Origin of the sequence: Candidatus Cardinium hertigii (genome assembly GCF_050864915.1) — a bacterium.
GTDB lineage: Bacteria > Bacteroidota > Bacteroidia > Cytophagales > Amoebophilaceae > Cardinium > Cardinium hertigii_D.
In genome coordinates this window covers 204,277-227,716 of record NZ_JBOZWY010000001.1, presented here as the reverse complement: position 1 = coordinate 227,716, position 23,440 = coordinate 204,277, and the positions used below count along the sequence as shown (strand labels likewise).

Sequence of the window (23,440 nt, the reverse complement as noted above, 5' to 3'; positions counted from 1 at the left end):
CTTATGGAAGTAAGTTATATTTTGCCTATTTTTATTCTTTTTTAGAAAAAGCTAAATCCGTTTCTGTTATTTTTTTCTACTATTTTTGTCCTTTCGATTCAGTATAAAAAAGAGCCAAATCTTACATACCGCTATTGTTAATACAAAAGATAGCTGTAGCAATTGAAGCTATTTTTTACTTTTTTGTCGCTATAGTACTAGCGTTGGGGTACCACTTTTAAAAATAATTTGATCTATGCGTTGGTTTTTTATGGCAATCGCTTTGGTACTATTAAGTGGATGGTCTGTTGATGCATTGGAGCCGATTGTGATGCCAAAGGCAATGAAGTTTGCCGGTATACATTTAAAATTTACAGATGCTGTCCGTAGTCGTGTACAAGAAAAAGTCAATCAGTTGACAAGACCAAAGAAGATTTTTAGTGAAATATTAGATAGAACCCATCTTTTTTTTCCGCTTATAGAAAAGACTTTAGCGGAAGAAAATGTTCCAGATGATTTTAAGTTTCAGGCTTTACATGAAAGTATGCTGGTAGGAGATGCAGTGAGTTATACGCATGATGTAGGTTTTTGGCAAATACATAAAGTAGCTGCTATAGACTTAAAATTAATGATCGATCATCCTGTAGATGAAAGAATGCATTTGATTCAATCTACCAAGGCAGCAGCCCGTTTTTTAAAGAGTCATTGCCAATATTTTGATAGTTGGTTGGGCGCATTATTGGCCTATAATAGGGGTAGGACAGGGGCGATAAAACTGTTTCCTAAGGAATACCGTGGGGCCAAGGTGGTACGATTGAATGATAAAACAGATGGATATATCATTTCGGTTGTGGCTACTAAGATTGCATTTGGCAAGATAGCTGGGAAAAAAAAACATTCCACATATAAGCTATGTGTCTATGATCAAGGTCATCATGGTCAAAACTTAAAAGATATTGCTGCCCATTTCAAGATAGAAGAAAAGTTGTTATTTAAACACAATCAGTGGCTTAGGACCTCTGTCGTACCAGATCATACACAATGCGCTTTATTGGTACCATTGTTACATACGGATGTGTCCATGCGTCCTATTTTAAAGTTGCCTAAGCCAGTAAACAATGTATTGCCTAAGGATAAAAAAGTAGTCTCGAATAGCCCACCTAAACAGGGCCAATCGCATCGTATAGATTATGCAAAGTACTTACAGTCTGCTAAAATCTTTCCGGAGATACGTCCTTTAAACAATAACTGCTCTAGTAGATTGATTAAAGCCAATGGAAGACGAGCTATTGTAGCCCAAAAAGGAGATACTGTTGCCTATTTAGCCCAGTTGGTAAACATGTCGATAGATAAATTTCTTCTTATAAACGAAATTAAAAAAATAGATCAACTGATTCCAGGGCATATATATTATTATAGTGCAAAAGGCAGTAAAGCGGGTATACATTATCATGTGGTAGCACCTGGGGAAGATACATGGTCTATCGCACAGCGCTATGGTATAAAGCAATCTGCTCTTTTGGAAAAAAATCGTATGCAACAGCCAGAACCCTTAGAAAAGGGACGCATATTATGGTTGCGGTTTATTAGACCTTCTAAGATTCCAGTCGAATATTACAATCTAGATCTATCTTGAAAGGGAAATGGTATATGATAGCAAGCTGCTAAACAACCATTTTTAGAGCCACTTTGTATAATTTTATGCTGATCTTTACAAATAAATTTATAGAATACGATTGATTATGAATGATTTAGAACATGCCAAAAGTCTTAAAGAATTGGTCCATAGGTTTCTTAAAACTTCTCCTTTTCAGAAACAATTGACAGCAGCTATGGTACGTACCGCGTGGCATAAAACCATGCCTAAAGTGGTTTGTAATCGGACAGAAAAGCTCTATGTACATCATAATAAAATATTTTTAAAAATAACTTCTGCGCCTTTACGCCATGAGCTAAAGCTTAATAAGGATAAAATCCTTACTGCACTTCATGGAGAGATGGCTCATACCCTCTTACAGGATGTTATTTTTTTATAAAAAATTAAGGGTAGGTAATAAAGCATAGCTTTGGTAAGCATATATGCTTTACCATCAGGTATCTAATAATTGTATAAAGGATTTTAGTTGGCATTGCGCCCATAATGATTGATATAGGGATTTGTAAGATTAGCATCTATATTTATTAGCTGCAAAAGTTGATCTGTCTAAAACACGTACAAAAATATTTATAAAAGCTAAAAGCGACAAAACTTTTTTAATTTAAAGTAGTAAAGATGTCAAAGATTAGTGCCATTAAGGCGTATGAAATTTTAGATTCCCGTGGCCATCCAACCATAGCAGCTGAAGTACATCTAGTATCAGGGGAAATAGGATATGCCAGTGTGCCTTCTGGCGCTTCTACAGGTTCCCTGGAAGCAGTAGAACTAAGAGATCTTGATTCCAAGCGTTATCATGGAAAAGGAGTGTTACAAGCAGTCGAACATATACAAACCATCATTCGTACAAATTTAGTTGGTAAAAATATTGATGATCAATCTGGTTTGGATAGCTTAATGATAGCCCTTGACGGTTCGTCCAATAAGCAGCATTTGGGTGCTAATGCTATTTTAGCTGTTTCTTTAGCAATTGCTAAAGCAGCTGCTTTACATTTCCGACAACCGTTATATCAATACTTTTCTAGTTTAGCAGGTGGACTATCAAATGTCGCCTACAAGATGCCAGTGCCTATGATGAATATTATAAATGGCGGTTTGCATGCAGATAATCCGCTTGCTATACAAGAGTTTATGATTCTACCTTTAGGATTTAGTTCTTTTAGTGAAGCATTACGTGCATCTGTAGAAATTTTTCATGTTTTAAAGCATTCTTTTAAGCAAAAAGGGTTAAGTACAAATGTGGGTGATGAAGGTGGCTTTGCCCCTAATTTATATAGAACCACAGAGGCGATTGAATCTATTTTAGAAGCCATTATCCAAGCTGGTTATACTCCTGGTGAAGATATTTATTTGGGTTTAGATGTTGCTAGTACTGGATGGTATCATCCAGATGGATTTTATTATATAGAAAATAAGCAGTTCACTAGATCGGAATGGGTAGCTTATTTGGTAGATTTAGTGGATCAATATCCTATTCTAAGTATAGAAGATGGTATGGCTGAAGCAGATTATATCGGTTGGAAGCAACTAACACAACAATTGGGTGAACGGGTGCAGTTGGTAGGGGATGATCTATTTGTGACCCATCCAGAGCTAGTAAAGCAAGGAATAGAGAAAAATTTAGCTAATGCAGTATTGATTAAATACAATCAAATAGGAAGTTTAACAGAGACTTTGCAAACTATTGCGCTGACGATAAAAGCGCACTATGCTGCTATTATTTCCCATCGATCTGGAGAAACAGAGGATACTACGATTGCTGATCTAGTTGTTGGAACAGGGGTTGGGCAGATTAAAACAGGTGCAGTTTGTCGTACAGATCGAGTGGCCAAATACAATCGTTTGTTGCGTATTGAATCTGATTTAAGAGATAAAGTAAGTTATGCAGGGCGTAATGCTTTTGCTCGTTTTTTAAATAAAAAATAAGGAACAATAGACTGGCTGTTTAGTCTCAGTAAGTAGTAGTTTGGATGACTACTAAAGTATTCTATATTTTTTATCTATATTATCAAATAAGGTCTTCTCAACTTCAGTTGGTAGAGCGTTTAAATTTGTATTACTAAGTAAGTGATGCTATATTTCAGCAGATTGTTTGCTACTTATTTGTAGCAAACAGTCTCTCTCTTTGTTGGCTTTATATACTTAAGCCAATTTTTTGCTTAAAATAACAACAAGTATACCGCCTAACTTTAAAAGTAGTATCCTTTTCGAGCAGCTATTGCTCTATAGGTTACAGCTTTGTTGATGCCTATTTGTTTATAGAAGCAGCTTATACTTAATAAGTACAGAAAAGGATCTATTGTTAATGAAGCAACTATAGGATACTATTGTTCCTTGTAATTTTTATAAAAAAACAAAAAAATGAATAAAAATTTAAAACAATTTGATCATATTAAGCGCTCTAACTCCCTATCAAAAAGAATTGCAACGTTTTCATTTTTAGCTGCTTTACAATTTTCGTCTTGCATAAGTGGTAAACGTCAAAGATTTACAGATTTTAATAAACCGTGTTCTATGGACTATTTTGCATTAGATGCATGTAGCGGCGTTGATACATTCAAACAGCTGCAGTGCAAGACACGTGATACGCTTTTCCAGCACGCACCTGATTTAAATGGGCGAAACGCTTTACGCAATGCCATCAGTAAAGGTGACTTGGTTTCCGTTAAATCTTTATTGCATAGTAAAGATATAGATCCCAATGCACTGGGGAATGGTTTAACTTCACTTGTGTGGGCGCTTAAGTGTAAGCATGAAAAAATATTTTATTTTTTATTGGCACATCACGATATAGATATTACCACTGTAGATCGGGAAACAGGTATGGCGCCGCTCCATTTAGCTATTATAAATGGATGGGTCGCTGGGGTAAGGGCGTTGGTGCCCCATTTACTTCAAGGAGATTTATTGGTCAAAGATAACAGGGGAAGAACGCCGTTAGATCTTACGATACTCGATGGACGGAAGGATTTACTTGTGTTGTTGCTGGATATATTTCCTGCAGAAGCTTTACGTGCCAAAGATGAAAATGGCATGACACTATTACATATATGTATGAGACGTCAGTTGATTGATGCTACCGCACGCTTGATCCATAAGCTTCCTAACGAAGATCTATATCAAAAAGATAAAATGGGTATGACGCCGCTCCATTTAGCAGTGAAGTATTTGCCTAAGGATATACTAGTGTTGCTGGTAAATAAACTTCCTGTAGAAGCTTTAGCGAGCGAAGATAATAAAGGAAGAACAGCGCTACACTTAGCTTCCCGTATTAAAAAGAAAAATGGCTTTAAACTATTATTGGATCAAATAGTAGATCGTTCCGGTAGAGATCAGGCAGTTGCAGCGTTGTTTAAAGCGAATAACGAAGGCTATTCTGTATTTCAGTGTAGTTATTTACCTAAACATAGGGATTTTGCAGCCTTATGGCATAACAGTAAGGTCCAAATTCCAACTGTATCTATTCAGGAAAAGCAGATGTTTAAGTATATATTAGAAACGTTACCTGGCTGCCTAACTATTCAACAGCTTGCTACTATCGTCCGCGAAATTGATGAAATTCAAGATAGCTGTGTAATCAGCAAGCAACTTGGTGCTAAACTGCGCGGTATGGTAAGGGACTCTATCAACAAGCAACGATATGGTAGTGAAGCAGATAAGATCAGGAGGCAGGTAGCCCAAGCAAGAAGTCGTAATCTCTAAAAAGTTGCCATAGGTCAAGTCTGTTCTGTAAGCTAAGCAAAAAGTCCGTTTTGTTGGATGGAGTAGGTGCTAATAGGTTGGCTTGCAGAACAGATTTATGCTGCTTTTTTATCAAAACAAAGTCTAAAAAATTTTTATGTTTTCTTTATAACTCAGTTTGAGCTTTTACACATTAAAGCCTCTATTGCTTCGGCTTCTATAGGAATATTTTGTGTTAAATTTTGCACGCCATCTATTGTGATGACTACATTATTTTCTAGCCGTATACCTATCTTTTCTTCCTTAATATAAATACCTGGTTCTATTGTTAAAACCATATTGGGTAAAATGACAGCATGCGTATCGCCTAGGTCATGTGTGCTCAGTCCGAGATGATGTGAGATGCCATGCATGAAATATTTTCTATAAGCTGGTGCCTCTTTAGGCTGGTTTTTAATATCTGCAGCCTTTATAAGGTTCAGTGCAACCAGTTCTTCTTCTACCCACTCACCAATTGCTTTATGATAATCTGCAAAAGATAGCCCTGGCCGCAGTAGCCCCTCTGCAGCTTGTAATATGCGCAGTACAGCATTATATACTTTTCGTTGTCTGGCTGTGAATTTCCCATCAATAGGTATAACGCGTGTTATATCAGCAGAATAATTAGCATATTCTGCCCCTATATCCATCAATAATAATTCGCCTGGTGGGCAAGGCTTATCATTCTTGGTATAGTGTAAAATACAACTATCTGCACCACTCGCAATAATAGGCGCATAAGCAAATCCCCTTGAACCCCTTCGAAGAAACTCATATGAGAGCAATGCTTCTATTTCATACTCTATTAATCCAGGACGGACCATTGGTATAGTAGATAGAAACCCAGCCGCTGTAATATCGCAAGCGGTTTGTATAAAGGAAATTTCTATTTCGTCTTTTATGCCACGTAGTTTTTGCATAATCGGCGCTAGCCGTACATATGAATGCAAGGGGTAGTGCTGCTGGCACCAGCGAATAAAACGTCTGTCTCTAGTGGCTATAGCGGAGTTTGCCCTTGGATGTTCATTTGTATTAAGGTATATTTGATCGGTCAAACCCATTAGGGTATGAAAAATTGGCTTAAATGCACTCAACCAGTGCACCGTCAAAATCCCACTTATACGACTTGCTTCTTCTTTAGTATACTTGCTTCCTTCCCAAACAGCTGCTACCGGATTGCTTTCTTTGATAAATAAAATTTCTTTCCATTCCTTTTTAATGGCATCTGGATACAGCAGTAGAATAGTCTCTTCTTGGTCTATGCCAGAAAGATAAAAAAGATCACTATTTTGCACAAATGGCATCGTTCCATCTGTATTTTTGGCCATCACATCATTGGCATGTAACACTACTAAGCTATTGGGATAAAGAAAGGTTCCCAGTTTTTTTCTATTGTTTATGAATAGATTTGGATCAATATTTCTATAACGCATAGGATCTTACCCAGTTTACATATATGCCGTGCAGCTGTTCAACCATTTAAACCTAAACTACTACACTATAAAAGAAACTTATTTTTTATTACAGTTTTAAAAAAAAAAATGTAATAAAAAGTAATAAACTTGTCACTTTTTGGCGTATTAGTTTAGAAGGATTTTCACTAAATTTTATATAGAAAGTTGTTGTTTAATATTGTTCAATACATTTTTTGCATTATCTAATTTAGTTTTTTGTTCGTCTAATATTTGCGTCGTTTCGAAGCCTGATATTAATGTTTCAAAGCCTGATATTTCTGTTTTGTTTAAGTTTAAGAGTTCTGTACTTGGTTTTAAGTTACTTAATACCAGTCTTAAGCTAGATGTTATATTAGTTTTTAGTTGTCCTGTTAATATCTTTGTTTTTCCTTTTGCTTGCCCATCATTTGTGTCTTGTATTGCTTTATTTATCAGATTTTCTAGATTTGTTTTAAGTACCTCTTCTATTTGATTTATTTTTTCTTGTAGCTGTTTTAGGTCAGGTATGTCTAGGTTTTGTATTTGATTTATTTTTTCTTGTAGCTGTTTTAGGTCAGGTATGTCTAGGTTTTGTATTTGATTTTATTTTTTCTTGTAGCTGTTTTAGGTCAGGTATGTCTAGGTTTTGTATTTGATTTATTTTTTCTTGTAGCTGTTTTAGGTCAGGTATGTCTAGGTTTTGTATTTGATTTATTTTTTCTTGTAGCTGTTTTAGGTCAGGTATGTCTAGGTTTTGTATTTGATTTATTTTTTCTTGTAGCTGTTTTAGGTCAGGTATGTCTAGGTTTTGTATTTGATTTATTTTTCTTGTAGCTGTTTTTAGGTCAGGTATGTCTAGGTTTTGTATTTGATTTATTTTTTCTTGTAGCCTGTTTTAGGTCAGGTATGTCTAGGTTTTGTACTTGATTTATTTTTTCTTGTAGCTGTTTTAGGTCAGGTATGTCTAGGTTTTGTATTTGATTTATTTTTTCTTGTAGCTGTTTTAGGTCAGGTATGTCTAGGTTTTGTACTTGATTTATTTTTTCTTGTAGATCTTTTATATTTAATTCTTTTATATCAGTTAGTTTTGCTTGTATATCTTGTAGATCTAATGCTTTTACCTGATTTATTGCTTTTTGTAAATTTTTTAGATCTACATTTAGATTTAGTGCTTTTATTGCATTTAGTTTTTCTTGTACATTGCCTAGATTTAGTTTTTCTATTTCCTCTATTTTAGCTAGTAGATTTTTTAGATTTAGTTTTTCTAATTTTTGTAGTTCATCTGCTGCTGGAGCTCCTGGTGCTACAGTTCCCTTTGAAGCGTTTACAGTTTTAGCTGTAGCTTGTTTTGATTTTGCCTTACTTAAATCCTTAAGTCTATTTGAACAGGTCGGTTTATCGAAACAGCTAGATGTGGTTAAAGATAGTATAGAGCCGTATAGGAAAGTTTTTATATTGTTTTTCATTGCTTTAATCTATGTTTAGTCGTTGTTTTTGTTGCCTTAACGTATAGTAAATATAAATGAGATCAAATTAATTTCTTTATTCTTAGGATAATTGCAAGCAATATATAAATATATTTTTAATAATTATCCGAATGAGAGCATTGCAATAGATTTTTAGGTTTTAGTCAAAAAGAGTCAGGTTAAACTAGAGTCCGGTTAAACTTTATTAAAAGGTTAACTTGTATTTATTGTTTAAGGCTTTTAATTAATGATTTTAAGCTATTTGTATAGGAATAAAAGTAATCGGTCAGTTAAGTTTATCAGCTGTTTCAGCTAGTCGTCCTAAATGCAAGCATACTTTCTTGGATCAAATAAACAAGCTTAAGACCGTTGTAATAGAAAATTAAATCTATTCAAAATAAGAAAAAAGCTATGTAATTATTTTTTTATGCCTTTTATAGGACACAGAAAGAAAGTGTTTTACCAAAAATATATGCAAAAATGTTTAAAATATTCTTTGCAATTTTCTATTGCAACGCCCTCAAGCTCATTAAAACAAACGCGATAGAACCAAATTTAGTCAATTATATCAAATCCTGTATAAGGTTGTAAGACCTTTGGAACATGGATCCCTTCTGGGGTTTGATTCAATTCTAATAGTGCAGCTAGTACACGTGGAAGAGCCAGTCCACTTCCATTTAAAGTATGTAAAAGACAAATTTTTTTTGTTTTATTCTTATATCTTAACGACAACCTATTGGATTGGAAGCTTTCAAAATTGCTGATTGAGCTCACTTCTAGCCATTTATCTTGACCTATAGCATGTACCTCTATGTCATAGGTCATAGCAGCACAAAACCCTAAATCCCCATTACAAAGCTTTAGAACACGGTAAGGTAGCCCCAGTTGTTCCACCAATCCTTGTACATAGGTTAACATTTCTTCTAAGTTTGTATAAGAACAGTCCGGATGAGCAATCTGAACCAATTCTACCTTATCAAATTGATGCAGCCTATTTAGCCCGCGTACGTCAGCTCCCCAAGACCCTGCTTCTCTTCTAAAGCAAGGTGTATATCCTACATGTTTAACTGGTAGAGCAGCTTCTGCTATAATGGCATCACGATAGATGTTGGTGATGGAGACTTCTGCAGTAGGTATTAGATAGAATGGCGTTGATGCAATTTGATACATTTGACCTTCTTTGTCAGGCAGCTGACCCGTTGCATAGGCAGATGCTTCATTTACCAAAATAGGAGGTTGAATTTCGGTATAGCCTGCTTTTAATGCTTGATCCAAAAAAAAGTTTATTAAAGCACGTTGTAACTTAGCACCTTTTCCTTTATACACTGGAAAACCAGCACCGGTAATTTTATTGCCTAACGCAAAGTCTACTAAGTCATATTTTTTAACTAAATCCCAGTGGGCCGAACACCCTTTTACAGCCATTTGTCGTGTTTGATAGATGATAATATTATGACCAGCATGGCTCCCCACTGGTACGCTTTCATGAGGCAAGTTTGGAAGCGCATAAAGCTGCGACAACAGATCTGATGCATGTACTTTAAATTTTTCTGCCAACTGCTTAATCTTTTTTTTTAATTGGTTGCTTTCCTCCTTTTTAGCTTCTAAAGTAGCTGCTGGATCCTTTTTGCGCAACATGTCTCCTATTTCCTGATTTAGCTTATTCAGTGTAGCGGATAAGTTGTCTAATTGAAATTGTATAGCCCGTTTTTCTATGTCCAGGTTGTATATGGCCTGAATAAGCCCTTCTGCATTAGATAAACCTCGCTTATGCAAGCCATCTATTACTGCTTTTTTGTCTGTTTTTATACGATGTAATTCAATCATGCTATTTGTAGTGACGCCCTATAATCTAAGTTTTTTTAAGCTAAAATCACAGTAAATTTAAAGGTTTAGTCTGTCTTTTTTCCAAAAGAAATACTTTGTTTGATTTTTTTAAATTATAGTTGTATTATTGCTCATATTGCTTTGTCGCAGGGTTGCATTCAGAGTCCTAGGTTAATATTCATTCCTTTGGCTTGGTTTTTTAGTATAAGTTTCCGCATTATATCTATTATTATATATTCTATACAGGTACAAAAATGTCTTTATTTTTGACCATTCTTACTAGACTTAAAAAGCAAAATCAGACCAAATAAGCAGGTAATATCTTATTTTAATTATAGACACTACTTCTGTTTATTAATTAAAAATAGCTAATTTTCACGTGTTTAAAGCCATAAATTATTAAAATGATTTTACTTAGTGCTATTGAAGCATTTTATGTAAACATATTTTTATGAATGAATAATCAACGGGCAAATGATATTTGCTGCATTCATGTTCACACACTTGGCTTACATGGCTACTACAGTAATATAAGCTACTACTATTTTAAACACATTTGTTAAAATAGTTAAGATGATGCCTATTATTTTAATAGGATTTATTTAATTTACACCTAACTCAATCATGTACAATATCGGAGAACTCAATCAAAAACTTATTTCTGAGTTACGCGAATTAGCAGAAAAATTTAAAATTAAAAGCTATAAAACGCTTTCGAAGGAAGAACTTATTTATAAAATATTGGACCAGCAAGCACTACTACCTGTAAGGGAAATTACTCAAAAAAAGAACACGTCAATGGCTACTGCATCCCTGCAACCAAAAGAGGTATCCCCACCTTTGTCGTCCAAGAAAAGTTATACAAAATCTAAGGCAGTAGAAATACAAATTGATACTAATGTAGAAGATAAAAATACTGAAATGACTGCTACTGAGCCAGCCAAATCAGTAGCTATCGAATATGCTGCTGTTTCTACTATAAAAGAACCAAAGGAGGCTATCTTTTCATCTGAAAAAGGTAAAAAAGAGACAGTTGTGCAGCACAATTTAGATACTACGATTGAAGGAGAAGGTGTATTAGAGATTATGCAAGATGGCTATGGGTTTTTGCGTTCATCTGACTATCATTATTTAGCTAGTCCAGATGACGTCTATGTATCTCCCTCTCAAATCAAGTTGTTTAACCTAAAAACAGGTGATACCATTCGTGGAAAAATACGTCCACCGAAAGAAGGAGAAAAATATTTTGCACTTTTAAAGGTAATATATATGAATGGAGTGACCACGGAAGAGGGACGCAATCGTATTCCCTTTGAACACCTTACTCCACTTTTCCCACATAATAAGTTACATATTTCCAACGGGGGTAGCCAATATTCAACCCGCATTATGGATTTATTCTCACCTATTGGTAAGGGGCAACGTGGTATGATTGTAGCCCAGCCTAAAACAGGTAAGACAGTACTATTAAAAGAGATCGCCAATGCAATTGCATCCAATCATCCAGAAGTTTATTTAATTGTTCTTTTAATTGGGGAACGTCCTGAAGAAGTCACAGATATGGCAAGAAATGTGCAAGCAGAAGTGGTCGCTTCGACTTTTGATGAACAAGCTGAACGGCATGTAAAAGTTTCTAATATTGTTTTAGAAAAGGCAAAGAGGATGGTAGAATGTGGTCGTGATGTAGTTATTCTCTTGGATTCTATTACCCGATTGGCTCGGGCACATAATACCGTTAGTCCCTCTTCTGGTAAAGTACTTTCTGGTGGTATTGATGCCAATGCACTGCATAAACCGCAGCGATTTTTTGGTGCAGCTCGTAATGTAGAGCATGGCGGCTCGTTGACCATTTTGGCTACAGCACTTATTGATACAGGATCTAAAATGGATGAAGTAATTTTTGAAGAGTTCAAGGGTACGGGTAATATGGAATTACAACTAGATCGAAAGTTAGCCAATAAACGTATCTATCCAGCTATTGATGTACCTGCTTCTGGAACAAGACATGAAGAGTTGTTAATAGGTAAAGAGGAATTGGCACGAATTTGGATATTGCGCAACATTATGGCAGATATGAGTTCTACAGAAGCTATGGATTTCTTACTTAAGAAGATGAGGGGTACACGTAATAATGAAGAGTTTTTGGTTTCTATGAGTAATTAGTTAGATGTAATATGCCAGACAACAAGCTGTAAAAAACTATTAAAATCAAAGATAAGCGTTAGGTTGGTATCATCAGTAGTATACTATTTTGTTACTTTTACTACTTATTTTTTATTTAGGTTTTTACCTAATTTTATTGCTACTGTTTCAAAAAATAGCATGAAAAAGATAAAGACCATTAAAATAATTTGGTATGAAAACACCTTATTTTTTTACCTGATTACTACCTTATTGGTTATCGGTGTTTTTCCACTTTTTGTATGGGATAAAGTTGCTTTTTTTAGTTTGCTTAAACAGTGGCATCATCCTATAGTAGATTGTATAGCGCCTTATTTTACTTGGTTGGGTGATGGAATTACCTATCTATCTTTGCTATGTATAGTAACCTTATTACATACAACTTGTAGAAAGACTATCGTTATAGGGGGAAGTTTTGTCATGATGACTATGGTGGTACAATTATTAAAACGTGTTTTTTTTAGAGATCAATTAAGGCCTATCGCTTTGCTTCCTCTAGATGCATCACTACACTTAGTAGATGGGGTATCGCTACCAACAGATTTTAGTTTTCCTTCAGGTCATGCTGCTACTATCTTTGCCTTGATATCTGTACTACAGCTATTGTCTAGCAGCAAAAAAAAAATTTATAGTCTAATTTTGTTAGGAATAGCCCTAATGGTTGTCTATTCAAGAATTTATCTTTGTCAACATTTTTATATAGATGTTTATGTAGGTGCTTGGATTGGTACGATTGCTGCTGTAATAGCATATATCTGTGTTATGGATTATAATGGGCCAAGTTGGTTGGACCGTTCTATCTATTTTTTGTTGTACCCCCATGGGAAAAGCTTTCCAATTAAAAAATAGTATCGTTTTTTATTTTCTAGTTGGCTTTGGATGCATTTTTGCACTCGGCATAAGGGAGGTCCATCTATTTGATTTAGATGAACTTTATTTTGCCGAGATTACCAGGGAAATGATACGTACGGGGCATTATGGTCAAGTAACTTTTAATTTTGAGCCACTTTATGAAAAACCACCTTTTTTCTTTTGGTTACAAGCAGTTTCTATGCATTTATGGGGCATTAATGAGCTAGGAGCCCGTTTCCCTAATTTGGTCTGTGGACTATTAACCCTTGCAACTGTATACTACATAGGTAAGCAATACAAAGATCAATGGTTTGGCTTTTTATGGATGTGCTTGTACGCAACTGCTTTTTTGCCTCATTTTTATTTTAAATCAGCTATTATAGATCCTTTTTTTAATTACTTTTTGCTATTGGCTATCTATTTTTTATCTCATAGGATCATGCCATCTAATCCATGGTTGTATGGTGGTTCGGGTTTATCTATAGGTTTCGGACTATTGACCAAAGGACCTATCGCGCTGATCATACCATTGGCCACGCTAGGATTATCTTACACTTGGTTTAAGAGAAGTATGGTTCCCTTCAAATCATTGGTTGTAGCACTATTAATTGCTACAATGGTTCTATCCTGTTGGCTTATTCCAGAGATTTGCTCTAATGGATGCACTTTTATTAAAAAATTTTGGGATTACCATCTATTGCTTTATCATCAACCGGTTCATACCCATGACCAACCTTGGTACTATCATTATCTAGTACTTTTTTTTGGATGTTTTCCAAGTGCTCTATTTGCGATATTTATTTTAAAACAAAAACGATTGATTCAAGACAGTTATTTTGCAGCCAATATGCAAGCTTTATTAGCCGTTGTGTTGCTTATTTTTACTTTAGTTGGTACAAAAATTGTCCATTATAGTGCTATGGCCTATTTTCCCATAACATTTTTTGCAACTTGTTTTTTGCATCAACAGATCTACAATAGACAATATATCCGTTCAGATATGGCTTTTTTATTTCTAGTCATCGGAGTAATCATAGGGAGCGCTTTAGCGCTTATACCATGTATAATGTTACATAAAACCTTATGGATCACTTTTGTGCAAAATCAAACTATAAAAGACGCACTACACGTATCGGTTATATGGAACTACTGGGATAGCATGCCAGGTATTGTCTATACCATAGGTATAGGGACTGCCTACTATTTTCTTTTGCAATCCCGTTATATTCCCTTTATAAGTAACATTGCGTTAATAAATATTTGTATATTGGCATTATTTTTGATCCGTATAGCACCTAAAGTAGAAGCTTATACGCAAAAACCAATGGTTGATTTTTGTAAAGCCTGTAAAGGAAAAAGTTTATATCTTGCTACCATTGGTTTTAAATCAGCAGCCCCTCTTTTCTATGCTGACTTACCCAAAAGCTTGCGGATAGCCGATACAAATTGGCTATTAGAGGGTCCTATTGATAAGCCTTGTTTTTTTATTTTATATAAAAAAGATAGTGCCATTTTAAAAAATTATCTAGATATTACTTATATAAAAAGTTCTGGATGTTTCGCATTTTATAAGCGATTGCCTAAAGCATAGATTTATGCTTAATGCTTTTCTCGCGTCTAAAAAAACATTAAATTAGCGTAGTATGTTTGTAGGTTGTGTCGCGTTTGTTTTAAAAAAGCATTACATTGATACCGTTGCAATAAATTTTTTAGGTTTTAGTCAAAAAGAGTCCGGTTAAACTTTATTAAAAGGTTAACTTGTATTTATTGTTTAATTTTTTTAACTAATGATTTTAAAGTATTTGTATGGGAATCAAAGTAAGCGGTCAGTTAAGTTTATCAGCTATTTCAGCTAGCCGGCGCAAATGTAGCCATACTTTCTTTGAACAAATAAATAACCTGATTAACTGGTCATTAGTAGAAAAAGCCCTTCGTATTTATTATCCTAAAAGGTTTACGTTTATCAGGTAAACCTGACTAATATCATTTTAAAGAGTTTTTAGGGCAATGCTATATCTAAAATAAAAAAAATAAACTTAAATATCAATAAATAATAAAATATAGCTATCTATTGCAACAGTCTCAAACTAATGCTTCGAAAGAGATCCATCATTGAAACCATTATCGATCAGCTTAAAAATATTAGTCAGATAGAACATTCCAGTGACATAGTATTCCCTATTTGCTTGGGAACCCTGTTTTTTTTACCTTTGTGAGGGAAATCTTTGGTGTTTTTTTATTCCTGCGGATGTGGCGGAATTGGTAGACGCGCTAGACTTAGGATCTAGTACTGAAAAGTGTGGGGGTTCGAGTCCCTCCATCCGTACTATTGCGCTGTATGTTTTAATATATAACAAAAATCTGTTTTTATCTTATCTTTTAAATCTGTTTTACCTTGGATATTCAGTTTAATAAGATTAATCCCAACGATGGGGTTATCTCGATTACGTTACATGAATTTGACTATAAGTCAGCTGTTGCAAAGCAGCTCAAGCATTATGCCCAAAATGTTCGTTTAAAGGGGTTTAGATTGGGATCTGTTCCTGAAGATCTTATTAAAAAGATGCATGGTTCTTCTATTCTTGCTGAAGAACTACATAAAATAGCTGTGGCCTCTTTAAAAAATTATATTTTACAAGAGCATATTCCTATTTTTATGGATCCAATTTTGGTTACCCCCTTACAAGAGATAGATCTTAAAAATCAAGATACTTTTACCTTCTCTTATGAAGTTGGCTTAATTGAAGAACGGCCTATTGCATTTGAACCAAATATTTCCATTACTGAATTTGAAATAGATCATGTTGAATCTAAGTTAGTAGATGAATTTTTGCAAGGGCTGCAAATTGTGCATGGTCAAGTTTCACATCTTGAAGAAAGTGCAATGGATACTATGTTGTATGGTACATTGGTAGATAGTACTGGTGCAGTTGGTCTAGACATTCGTATTTCTATCATGCACATTCCTGAACATTTAAGGCAAGAATTGATAGGCCGTCGTGTTGGTCAAAAAGTAATGCTCACAGAAGAGAGTTTCAAAGACCATTTTCCTGCCCTTTTAGGGGTCAGTTTTAGTGCCTTTGTTGCTTTTAAAAAGTATGAATCTGCTTGGCCTGCTACTTTTACCATTGATAAAATTGTTCGAGTCGTACCGATGGCTATTGAACCTACCCTTTTCGATCTTGTGTTAGGAAAAGGAGTAGCCCATTCCGAAAGTGAATTCCGAGAGGCTATTGCCAAAATTATTTTATTTGACAAGCGTGCAGAAGCACGTCATGCATTTTATCAAGATTTACAAGAAGCCCTTTTTAAACATAATACAGTTGATCTACCAGAAGCCTTTCTTAAACGATGGCTTATGGTAAATAATCCAGAGGCAACATTAGAGGCAGTAGAAGACTACTATGATGCACATAAAGAAAGTTTAAAATGGGAGATTCTATTGAGTAATATAGTCCGTCAAAATAACTTAGCAGTTACTACTTCAGATGTAGTCGATGAAACCAAGCGTGCCTATATTGATTATGCTGGTCATAATGGTTTGCAGCTAGAAGAAAATGATGCCGCTATTCATACAGGTGCACTTTCTTTTCTACAGGGTAGTGAAGGAAATAAGTATTATTCCAAATTGCATAATCAGTTAAGTAGGGATAGGGCAATAAATTTTATAAAAGAACAAATAAGTTTAGTAACTGAAACAGTTTCAGCTGGAACCTTTGATGCAAGAAGGTAGTTGGTTATCCTAAAATTTACTACCCTATTGCAACGGTCTCCTATTGTAGGTATTTTATAACGAAGCGCACGTATGAAGAGGTCTTTTTTATCTAAAAAACAGGGAGCGCTTAGTTCCGCTCTAGCTGCTATTCGGGATTGGATCAGTTCTATGTTTTTTGCTGCTATGGCAGCTGCCTTTATCCGGTGGATGGTTATTGGCCTTTATGTTATACCTTCCGCTTCTATGGAGCCCACACTTTTAACGGGCGATTTTGTTTTGGTTAGTAAGCTCCACTATGGAGCCCGTACACCTGCTACTCCTTTGCAGATCCCTATTACCCATCAAACCATTCCGTTTACAAAAATTCCTTCGTATCTTGACTGGCTTCAATTGCCACAATATCGATTGCCTGGATTGAGTAAAATAAAACGCAATGATATTATTGTTTTTAATACGCCAATAGGCCATGCTCCGCCAGATTTAACAGACTATTGGATCAAGCGTTGCATCGGACTTCCTGGTGATTTGTTGCACATAAGACACAAGGAACTTTATGTAAATGCTGCATTAGCGGATTCAGCAGATAGAGCGCAGTATCGTTATTTTATGAAAACCAAGCGCCACTTAACAGCTGCTTTTTTTGAAAAAAATGGTATTAAAAACCCTGTACCATCTACTCTGCCCGGTTGTGAAGGCTATATCATTTATACGACCCCAGCAAAAGTACATCAGCTGAATACCATGCTACCTGCCTATATACAGTCAGTAGTTCCAGATGAAGTGGACAACCTTTCCTCTAGTGCTTATCCTTGTCATCCTACTTTGGGGTGGACCAAAGATAATTTTGGTCCCCTTCAGGTGCCTAAAAAGGGAATGATTATTCCAATCAATCCACAAAATATTCTATTGTATCGTGCTATCATCGAAAAATTTGAAGGGAAAAAAAACATTCGATTTACCCAAACTGAATGTTGGATAGATGGCCAGCAAGTAGCCTCTTATACTTTCTGTAAAAATTATTATTTTGCGATGGGAGACAATCGAGATCAATCTTATGACTCTAGATTCATTGGTTTTATTCCAGAAGACTATATTCTGGGTAAAGCGGTTATGGTCTTGTTGTCTTCAAATAGAAGCCACTCTTTTTTTAGTGGCATCCGTTGGAATAGGTTATTCCACTTTGTAAATTAGTAGTCCTAGGAAAACAAGCTGGCTTGTCGCTTTGGTAATTAAATACCAAAGAGGAAAGTCCGGGCAATACAGAGCACCCTACTTCCTAACAGGAAGGCATATGGAAGCAAAGCTATGTGACAGAAAGTGCCACAGAAAATAGACCGCTAGCGTTAATAGAGCGAGTAAGGGTGAAAAGGTGAGGTAAGGGCTCACCGCTCTATTGGTGACAGTAGAGGCAGGGTAAACCTTAGGGATTGCAAGGCCAAATAAACATGTCCACGCTATAGCGTAACGGGCTGCTCGTTCGTTTCTAAGGCATGCGGGTAGGCTGCTAGAAGCCATAAGTGATTATGGCTCCAGATAAATGACAAGCGGTGTCCCCTAGGGCATTACAGAACCCGGCTTATAGGCTTGTTTTTCTTTATCCATGCGCACAACTTAAGTAAGTGTATGTCCTATTTACTAGCCATATATTACATATTTTTCTAATCTATTACCTATGCCCCCTTTACCGACGAGAGCATCCAATTTTTCCGGTTGGTATAATGAATTAGTCGTCCGTGCAGGACTGGCAGAAAATGCTTCTGTACGAGGCTGTATGATTATTAAGCCCTACGGTTATGCCATTTGGGAAATATTACAAAGTGTTTTTGATGCCGCTTTTAAAGCAACGGGCCATGTCAATGGCTACTTTCCTTTACTTATTCCAAAGTCTTATTTGAGCAAAGAAGCGGCACATATAGAAGGTTTTGCCAAAGAATGTGCCGTTGTAACCCATTATCGTTTAAAAGTGGCTGAAGACGGTTGTAGTGTAGAGGTTGATCCTACTGCTAAGTTAGAAGAAGAACTTATTGTGCGTCCTACGTCAGAAACGATTATATGGGGTACCTATAAAAATTGGATTCAATCCTATAGAGATCTTCCTATTTTACTCAATCAGTGGTCTAATGTAGTCCGTTGGGAAATGCGCACCAGACTCTTTTTACGTACTACAGAGTTTTTATGGCAAGAAGGTCATACCGCGCATGCTACGCAAGAAGAAGCCCAAGCAGAAGCTTTGCAAATGTTGCATTTGTATGAACGCATTATTAGAGACTATATGGCAATACCTTTGATAAAAGGTATTAAAACCGTATATGAGCGTTTTGCTGGTGCAGAAACCACCTATACCATTGAGGCCCTGCTTCAGGATGGCAAAGCCTTACAAGCCGGTACGGCCCATTACCTAGGACAACGATTTGCCAAAGCTTTTGACGTAACTTTTACCAATCAAGCGGGTCTACGCGACTATGTGTGGGGTACTTCTTGGGGTATAACAACCCGTTTGATGGGCGCACTGATTATGATCCATTCGGATGATGATGGCTTGGTATTGCCACCTAAAATTGCTCCCATACAGGTCGTAATGATACCTATTTACAAAACAAAAGTCCAACGTGCTGCAATAGTGGCCCAATTGGCTAGTTTGCAAGCTACATTGATTGCCCAAAGTATTCGGGTAAAGTTAGATGATAGTGACCTCCGCAAGCCAGGTTATAAATTTGCTGCATATGAAGAAAAGGGTGTGCCCATTCGTATGGCAATAGGGCCTAATGATTTGCAAAATAAAACAGTTGAATTGGCCCGTAGGGATACAAAAGAAAAAATAACCATTCCTATCGACCATTGTTTCCAACAAGTTACCGATTGGTTGGAAACGATTCAGACCCATATCTACCAACGGGCGCTTAGGCTACACCAACAGCATACCTTATTAGTGGATGATTATGCAACCTTTAAAAAGCTTATGGCTTCCAAAGGAGGCTTTTTGTTGGCACATTGGGATGGCACTACTGAAACAGAAGAAAAAATTAAAGCTGAAACAAAAGCTACCATTCGTTGTATACCATTGGATGCGGAAGAAGAGCTGGGTTGTTGTATCTATTCTGGAAAACCTTCTAAGAGACGGGTGGTTTTTGCGCAGGCTTATTAAGCCTATCCATGTTGCCCTTTCAAACGATTTCCTGGATTGTCTTTATGGCAAACCGAGTCAGAAAACGCAACAGTGCTGATTTTTTTACTACTATAGCTAAAATCGTTACCTTAAGCATTGCCATAGGTACAGCAGCTATATTGATCGCTTCAATGGTACTCCTTGGATTTCAAAAAGCAATTACCCAAAAAATAACTACTTTTGCAGGAGACTTTGAAATTACCCAATGTAGTGGTCTGGTAGCGCCTTATACATCTGTCCAAGTTGCGCAAGTGAGCCGCTTAATGGCTAATTTACCGAGTGCCATTGAAAAAGTAACCGCATTTACCCAAACGCTTATGCTGATCCATACAAAGGAAGGGGTAGAGGGTATATGCTGCAAGGGAGTCGATCCTATGGTAGCTCATACGGCATTGGAAGGCTATCTCATCGCAGGTAGGCTGCCCGATTTAACCAAAGCTACCTATCAAAATGAATGCTGTATTAGCCATCATCTTGCGCAAAGACTATCCATTGCGTTAGGCGATTCCGTACTGGTCCATACGCTGCATGCTACAGTACGTTACCGAAAATTAAAAATTGTGGGCATCTATTGCACCTATTTAAGTGACATAGATGAAAATCTAGCTTTTTGTGATATGCGTCTTATTCAGCGGTTAAATAACTGCTCTCCAGAAACTGTAAACGGATATACTATTTTTTTAAAAGACCATGTAAAGCCAACCAAAGCATTACGGGATACGATTTTAGGGCTTATAGATTACGATTTACGTCTTATATCTACCCAACGTAAGTACGTTAATTTTTATGATTGGCTGGCTATTATTCAAAAGAATACCACTATTTTTATGCTCTTTGTATTATTGGTAGCAGGCTGCACTATGCTGGCGACCCTTATGGTTCAACTTATCGAGCGTAGTTATATGGTAGGCATATTAAAAGTTTTGGGGGGGGGTGATGGGCAGATATATGCCATCTTGCTCTATAATAGCCTACGTACCCTATGTATAGGCATGCTATATGGAAACCTTTTAGGTTTAGGGTTGTGTTTTTTACAAGCACACTATAAATGTATTACACTTGAACCTGCCCTCTACTATATGTCTTACGTGCCCATTTATAGCCATTGGAAAGCTATTGTATTTCCTAATCTATTTATATGGGTGACTCTTTCTGTTGCGTTATATTTTTCAATTAAATGGTTAAGACAAAAAAATATTATAGAAACACTACAGGAAGGGTAAAGCCATTTACCTACTTTTTGCTAGATCGAAGATTTTTTCGCCTTCCTATAAAAGAATATACTTTAATAGCTTTAATTAAAAAGTAGATATGATGTTTGGTATTACGCCCAATTTTTTGCTATATTTTCAAACTTTTTATCAGCAGTAAGCGTGTGATTTGTATAAATCAAATACTGTTTTTCGTTACATCGTATAAAGATTTGAAATCTATGGTAGATATCAAGCAGAGGGTGATCCGTCTACCGGATTATAACGGCAAATCATTGGCGCTAAAAAAAGATTGTTACATTTGATTACTTGGCCAATCGTGGTATGGTATCCAAAGTTTGAGTTAAAAGAACAGCCTATGCAAAAACAATTAACCATTTTAGGTATTGAATCTTCTTGTGATGAAACAGCTGCTTCTGTAAGCCATGATGGAAAAATAGTCAGTAATGTGGTCATGAGTCAATTGATCCATCAAAAATATGGTGGTGTTGTTCCAGAACTTGCTGCGCGCGCACATGAAACCAATATTATTCCTGTTGTAAATGCTGCACTTGAACAAGCCAACTTTGAAAAATCTGCATTAGATGCCATTGGATTTACACAAGGTCCAGGATTACTAGGCCCTCTTTTGGTTGGAAGTTGTTTTGCCAAAGCATTGGCTTTTTCTCTTGGCATTCCTTTAATAGCTGTCCACCATATTCAAGCCCATGTATTGGCTAATTTTATCGATGATCCTAAGCCTACTTTCCCTTTTTTGTGTTTGGTTGTTAGTGGAGGGCATACCCAGATTATATTGGTAAAAGATTATTGTGCTATGGAGATCTTAGGCACAACCCAAGATGATGCTGTAGGAGAAGCCTTTGATAAAATAGCCCATTTAATGGGATTACCTTACCCAGGTGGCGCTTTAATAGATCACTATGCCCAAGAAGGTGACCCGAACGCTTTTGCCTTTCCATCTACGCATATGCCCAATTTTGATTTTTCATTTAGCGGTATAAAAACAGCTTTTGCACTTTTTATTCGAAGCAAAACCTCTGAATTTGTATTAACCAATCGGGCTGATATCTGTGCCAGTATTCAAGCGGTATTGGTGCGTATGTTATTGGTTAAATTGACCCAAGTTGTTCAAAAAAGCGGTATTTCCACCATTGCATTGGCAGGAGGTGTCGCTGCGAATAGCCATTTGCGTCAGCAGCTCAAGCAGTTGGCTATACAACATCATTGGACAGTTTTTATACCCGCTATGCCCTATTGTACAGATAATGCAGCCATGGTAGCTATTACAGCCTGCTATAAGCATCAGTTTAAAGACTTTGCCAGTTTAAAGACAAAATCTTTACCAAGATATCCAATATAATATTACTAGAAGGAAGAATATTATGGGTATAATATTTAAGAATCAATGGGGAAGGGGCTTCTATAGCTTTTATCAAAAAAAACAAAAAACAAAAAAATGATACTGCAAAAGAGTTTTTAGCAACAATTTCCCTTTCACACGCTATTAAGAAGCCCCCAGGATCAGAATAGTCCCTAAGCAGGAACTACGTCAAAAGTTAATGTGTAAGAAAATGTTTCGTGCAAAGTTAAAACGGCTTGATAATTTCCTATTTGTTTAATAGGGTGTTCAATATTTATCTTAGTATGATCTACAGCAATACTTTTTGCTTTAAGTGCCTTAGCAATTTGCAAAGGGGTAATAGAGCCAAATATTTTACCACCTTCGCCTACCTTTGCAGCTATTACTACCTTAACCGATGTGAGCAGTGGTAAAAGTGCCTCCGCATCAGCTTTTAGCTTTAGCCCTTTCTGTGCTGCTTGCTTTGCATTTTCAAATGCAATTTTTTTATTTGTAGCATTTGCTACAACAGCAACCCCTTCAGGAATAAGATAGTTTCTAGCATAACCAGCTTTAACCGAAACAATATCGCCTTTGTTTCCTAATGTTTTATATGCACTTTTTAATATTACTTCCATTTTTGGTTTACTTTAAATTGTCCGCTACATAAGGAAGCAAAGCAAGTTGCCTGGCACGCTTTACTGCACGTGCTACTTTTTTTTGATATTTTAAACTATTCCCACTAATGCGTCTAGGTAATATTTTTCCTTGCTCATTGAGAAATTTCATCAAAAACTCAACGCATTTATAATCTACATACTTAATACCGTACCGCTTGAAGCGACAAAATTTCTTAGTAATTGTTTTTTTTTGTATTGATTCGTTTACTAGAGTCAT

The 23,440-nt window shown here is 36.1% G+C and carries 17 protein-coding genes, 1 tRNA gene, 1 other RNA gene and 2 pseudogenes; 16 read left to right on the top strand and 5 right to left on the bottom strand.

From position 1 onward, the window contains the following. Window positions 1–235: 235 nt before the first annotated feature. The 4 genes from ACRRVD_RS00955 (at window position 236) to ACRRVD_RS00940 (ending at window position 5,335) form a co-directional block, all read left to right on the top strand. A complete protein-coding gene (locus tag ACRRVD_RS00955) occupies window positions 236–1,615 on the top strand; it encodes a LysM peptidoglycan-binding domain-containing protein (RefSeq protein WP_432461315.1) in 1,380 nt (459 codons plus the stop codon). A gap of 106 nt (window positions 1,616–1,721) precedes the next feature. After that, window positions 1,722–2,015, top strand: a complete 294-nt coding sequence (locus ACRRVD_RS00950; protein ID WP_432461314.1) for a DciA family protein — start codon at window positions 1,722–1,724, stop codon at window positions 2,013–2,015. A gap of 236 nt (window positions 2,016–2,251) precedes the next feature. Next, window positions 2,252–3,559 carry a phosphopyruvate hydratase gene (eno, locus tag ACRRVD_RS00945; protein WP_432461313.1) on the top strand — a complete coding sequence of 436 codons (1,308 nt, stop codon included), beginning with the start codon at window positions 2,252–2,254 and terminating at the stop codon, window positions 3,557–3,559. Between the two features lie 435 nt (window positions 3,560–3,994). After that, entirely contained in the window at window positions 3,995–5,335 is a 1,341-nt protein-coding gene (locus tag ACRRVD_RS00940; protein ID WP_432461311.1) for an ankyrin repeat domain-containing protein, read from the top strand. A 152-nt stretch (window positions 5,336–5,487) separates the two neighbouring features. On the opposite strand, the gene ACRRVD_RS00935 is transcribed toward ACRRVD_RS00940, so the two are convergent. The 3 genes from ACRRVD_RS00935 to serS all read right to left on the bottom strand — a co-directional run bounded on the left by ACRRVD_RS00935 (window position 5,488) and on the right by serS (window position 10,079). Then, window positions 5,488–6,786, bottom strand: coding sequence for an aminopeptidase P N-terminal domain-containing protein (locus ACRRVD_RS00935; protein WP_432461310.1), 1,299 nt, complete (start codon window positions 6,784–6,786; stop codon window positions 5,488–5,490). An 845-nt stretch (window positions 6,787–7,631) separates the two neighbouring features. After that, complete coding sequence (locus ACRRVD_RS00930; RefSeq protein ID WP_432461309.1) at window positions 7,632–8,252, bottom strand: hypothetical protein; 621 nt, start codon at window positions 8,250–8,252, stop codon at window positions 7,632–7,634. A gap of 555 nt (window positions 8,253–8,807) precedes the next feature. Then, window positions 8,808–10,079 carry a serine--tRNA ligase gene (gene serS, locus ACRRVD_RS00925; RefSeq protein WP_432461308.1) on the bottom strand — a complete coding sequence of 424 codons (1,272 nt, stop codon included), beginning with the start codon at window positions 10,077–10,079 and terminating at the stop codon, window positions 8,808–8,810. Window positions 10,080–10,703: 624 nt separating this feature from the next. Between serS and rho the strand changes: the two genes are divergently transcribed. From rho to tsaD, 12 genes and pseudogenes are all read left to right on the top strand, one after another. After that, window positions 10,704–12,242 (top strand): transcription termination factor Rho, encoded by a 1,539-nt coding sequence (gene rho, locus ACRRVD_RS00920; RefSeq protein WP_432461307.1) that lies wholly within the window; start codon window positions 10,704–10,706, stop codon window positions 12,240–12,242. 159 nt (window positions 12,243–12,401) lie between these two features. Continuing rightward, complete coding sequence (locus ACRRVD_RS00915; RefSeq protein ID WP_432461306.1) at window positions 12,402–13,109, top strand: phosphatase PAP2 family protein; 708 nt, start codon at window positions 12,402–12,404, stop codon at window positions 13,107–13,109. Further along, window positions 13,081–14,703 (top strand): ArnT family glycosyltransferase, encoded by a 1,623-nt coding sequence (locus ACRRVD_RS00910; protein WP_432461305.1) that lies wholly within the window; start codon window positions 13,081–13,083, stop codon window positions 14,701–14,703. Before ACRRVD_RS00915 ends, ACRRVD_RS00910 begins: the two co-directional genes overlap by 29 nt. Before the next feature lie 215 nt (window positions 14,704–14,918). After that, window positions 14,919–15,087: pseudogene (locus ACRRVD_RS00905) on the top strand (IS5-like element ISCca3 family transposase); the annotation flags it as partial. Window positions 15,088–15,196: 109 nt separating this feature from the next. After that, a pseudogene (locus ACRRVD_RS00900) lies at window positions 15,197–15,274 on the top strand (transposase); the annotation flags it as partial. A gap of 82 nt (window positions 15,275–15,356) precedes the next feature. After that, window positions 15,357–15,438: transfer RNA gene (locus ACRRVD_RS00895), tRNA-Leu, on the top strand. Window positions 15,439–15,507: 69 nt separating this feature from the next. Beyond that, window positions 15,508–16,845 (top strand): trigger factor, encoded by a 1,338-nt coding sequence (locus ACRRVD_RS00890; RefSeq protein WP_432461304.1) that lies wholly within the window; start codon window positions 15,508–15,510, stop codon window positions 16,843–16,845. A gap of 72 nt (window positions 16,846–16,917) precedes the next feature. Continuing rightward, window positions 16,918–18,018 (top strand): signal peptidase I, encoded by a 1,101-nt coding sequence (gene lepB / locus ACRRVD_RS00885; RefSeq protein WP_432461303.1) that lies wholly within the window; start codon window positions 16,918–16,920, stop codon window positions 18,016–18,018. Between the two features lie 10 nt (window positions 18,019–18,028). Further along, window positions 18,029–18,422: RNase P RNA component class A (rnpB, locus tag ACRRVD_RS00880), an RNA gene on the top strand. 77 nt (window positions 18,423–18,499) lie between these two features. Further along, window positions 18,500–19,972 (top strand): proline--tRNA ligase, encoded by a 1,473-nt coding sequence (gene proS / locus ACRRVD_RS00875; protein ID WP_432461302.1) that lies wholly within the window; start codon window positions 18,500–18,502, stop codon window positions 19,970–19,972. A gap of 44 nt (window positions 19,973–20,016) precedes the next feature. Continuing rightward, on the top strand, window positions 20,017–21,216 hold the full coding sequence (locus ACRRVD_RS00870) for an ABC transporter permease (protein ID WP_432461301.1): 1,200 nt from the start codon (window positions 20,017–20,019) through the stop codon (window positions 21,214–21,216). A 346-nt stretch (window positions 21,217–21,562) separates the two neighbouring features. Further along, a complete protein-coding gene (gene tsaD / locus ACRRVD_RS00865; RefSeq protein WP_432461300.1) occupies window positions 21,563–22,564 on the top strand; it encodes a tRNA (adenosine(37)-N6)-threonylcarbamoyltransferase complex transferase subunit TsaD in 1,002 nt (333 codons plus the stop codon). A 173-nt stretch (window positions 22,565–22,737) separates the two neighbouring features. Here the strand turns inward: tsaD and rplI are convergent, their stop codons facing one another. Both rplI and rpsR read right to left on the bottom strand, forming a co-directional pair. After that, window positions 22,738–23,181 (bottom strand): 50S ribosomal protein L9, encoded by a 444-nt coding sequence (rplI, locus tag ACRRVD_RS00860; protein ID WP_432461299.1) that lies wholly within the window; start codon window positions 23,179–23,181, stop codon window positions 22,738–22,740. Between the two features lie 7 nt (window positions 23,182–23,188). Further along, complete coding sequence (rpsR, locus tag ACRRVD_RS00855; protein WP_014934802.1) at window positions 23,189–23,440, bottom strand: 30S ribosomal protein S18; 252 nt, start codon at window positions 23,438–23,440, stop codon at window positions 23,189–23,191.

Coding starts and splice junctions, on each gene's coding strand:
- ACRRVD_RS00955 (WP_432461315.1), top strand. CDS start 236: ATGCGTTGGTTTTTTATGGCAATCGCTTTGGTACTATTAAGTGGATGG.
- ACRRVD_RS00950 (WP_432461314.1), top strand. CDS start 1,722: ATGAATGATTTAGAACATGCCAAAAGTCTTAAAGAATTGGTCCATAGG.
- eno (WP_432461313.1), top strand. CDS start 2,252: ATGTCAAAGATTAGTGCCATTAAGGCGTATGAAATTTTAGATTCCCGT.
- ACRRVD_RS00940 (WP_432461311.1), top strand. CDS start 3,995: ATGAATAAAAATTTAAAACAATTTGATCATATTAAGCGCTCTAACTCC.
- ACRRVD_RS00935 (WP_432461310.1), bottom strand. CDS start 6,786: ATGCGTTATAGAAATATTGATCCAAATCTATTCATAAACAATAGAAAA.
- ACRRVD_RS00930 (WP_432461309.1), bottom strand. CDS start 8,252: ATGAAAAACAATATAAAAACTTTCCTATACGGCTCTATACTATCTTTA.
- serS (WP_432461308.1), bottom strand. CDS start 10,079: ATGATTGAATTACATCGTATAAAAACAGACAAAAAAGCAGTAATAGAT.
- rho (WP_432461307.1), top strand. CDS start 10,704: ATGTACAATATCGGAGAACTCAATCAAAAACTTATTTCTGAGTTACGC.
- ACRRVD_RS00915 (WP_432461306.1), top strand. CDS start 12,402: ATGAAAAAGATAAAGACCATTAAAATAATTTGGTATGAAAACACCTTA.
- ACRRVD_RS00910 (WP_432461305.1), top strand. CDS start 13,081: ATGGGAAAAGCTTTCCAATTAAAAAATAGTATCGTTTTTTATTTTCTA.
- lepB (WP_432461303.1), top strand. CDS start 16,918: ATGAAGAGGTCTTTTTTATCTAAAAAACAGGGAGCGCTTAGTTCCGCT.
- proS (WP_432461302.1), top strand. CDS start 18,500: ATGCCCCCTTTACCGACGAGAGCATCCAATTTTTCCGGTTGGTATAAT.
- ACRRVD_RS00870 (WP_432461301.1), top strand. CDS start 20,017: ATGGCAAACCGAGTCAGAAAACGCAACAGTGCTGATTTTTTTACTACT.
- tsaD (WP_432461300.1), top strand. CDS start 21,563: ATGCAAAAACAATTAACCATTTTAGGTATTGAATCTTCTTGTGATGAA.
- rplI (WP_432461299.1), bottom strand. CDS start 23,181: ATGGAAGTAATATTAAAAAGTGCATATAAAACATTAGGAAACAAAGGC.
- rpsR (WP_014934802.1), bottom strand. CDS start 23,440: ATGACTCTAGTAAACGAATCAATACAAAAAAAAACAATTACTAAGAAA.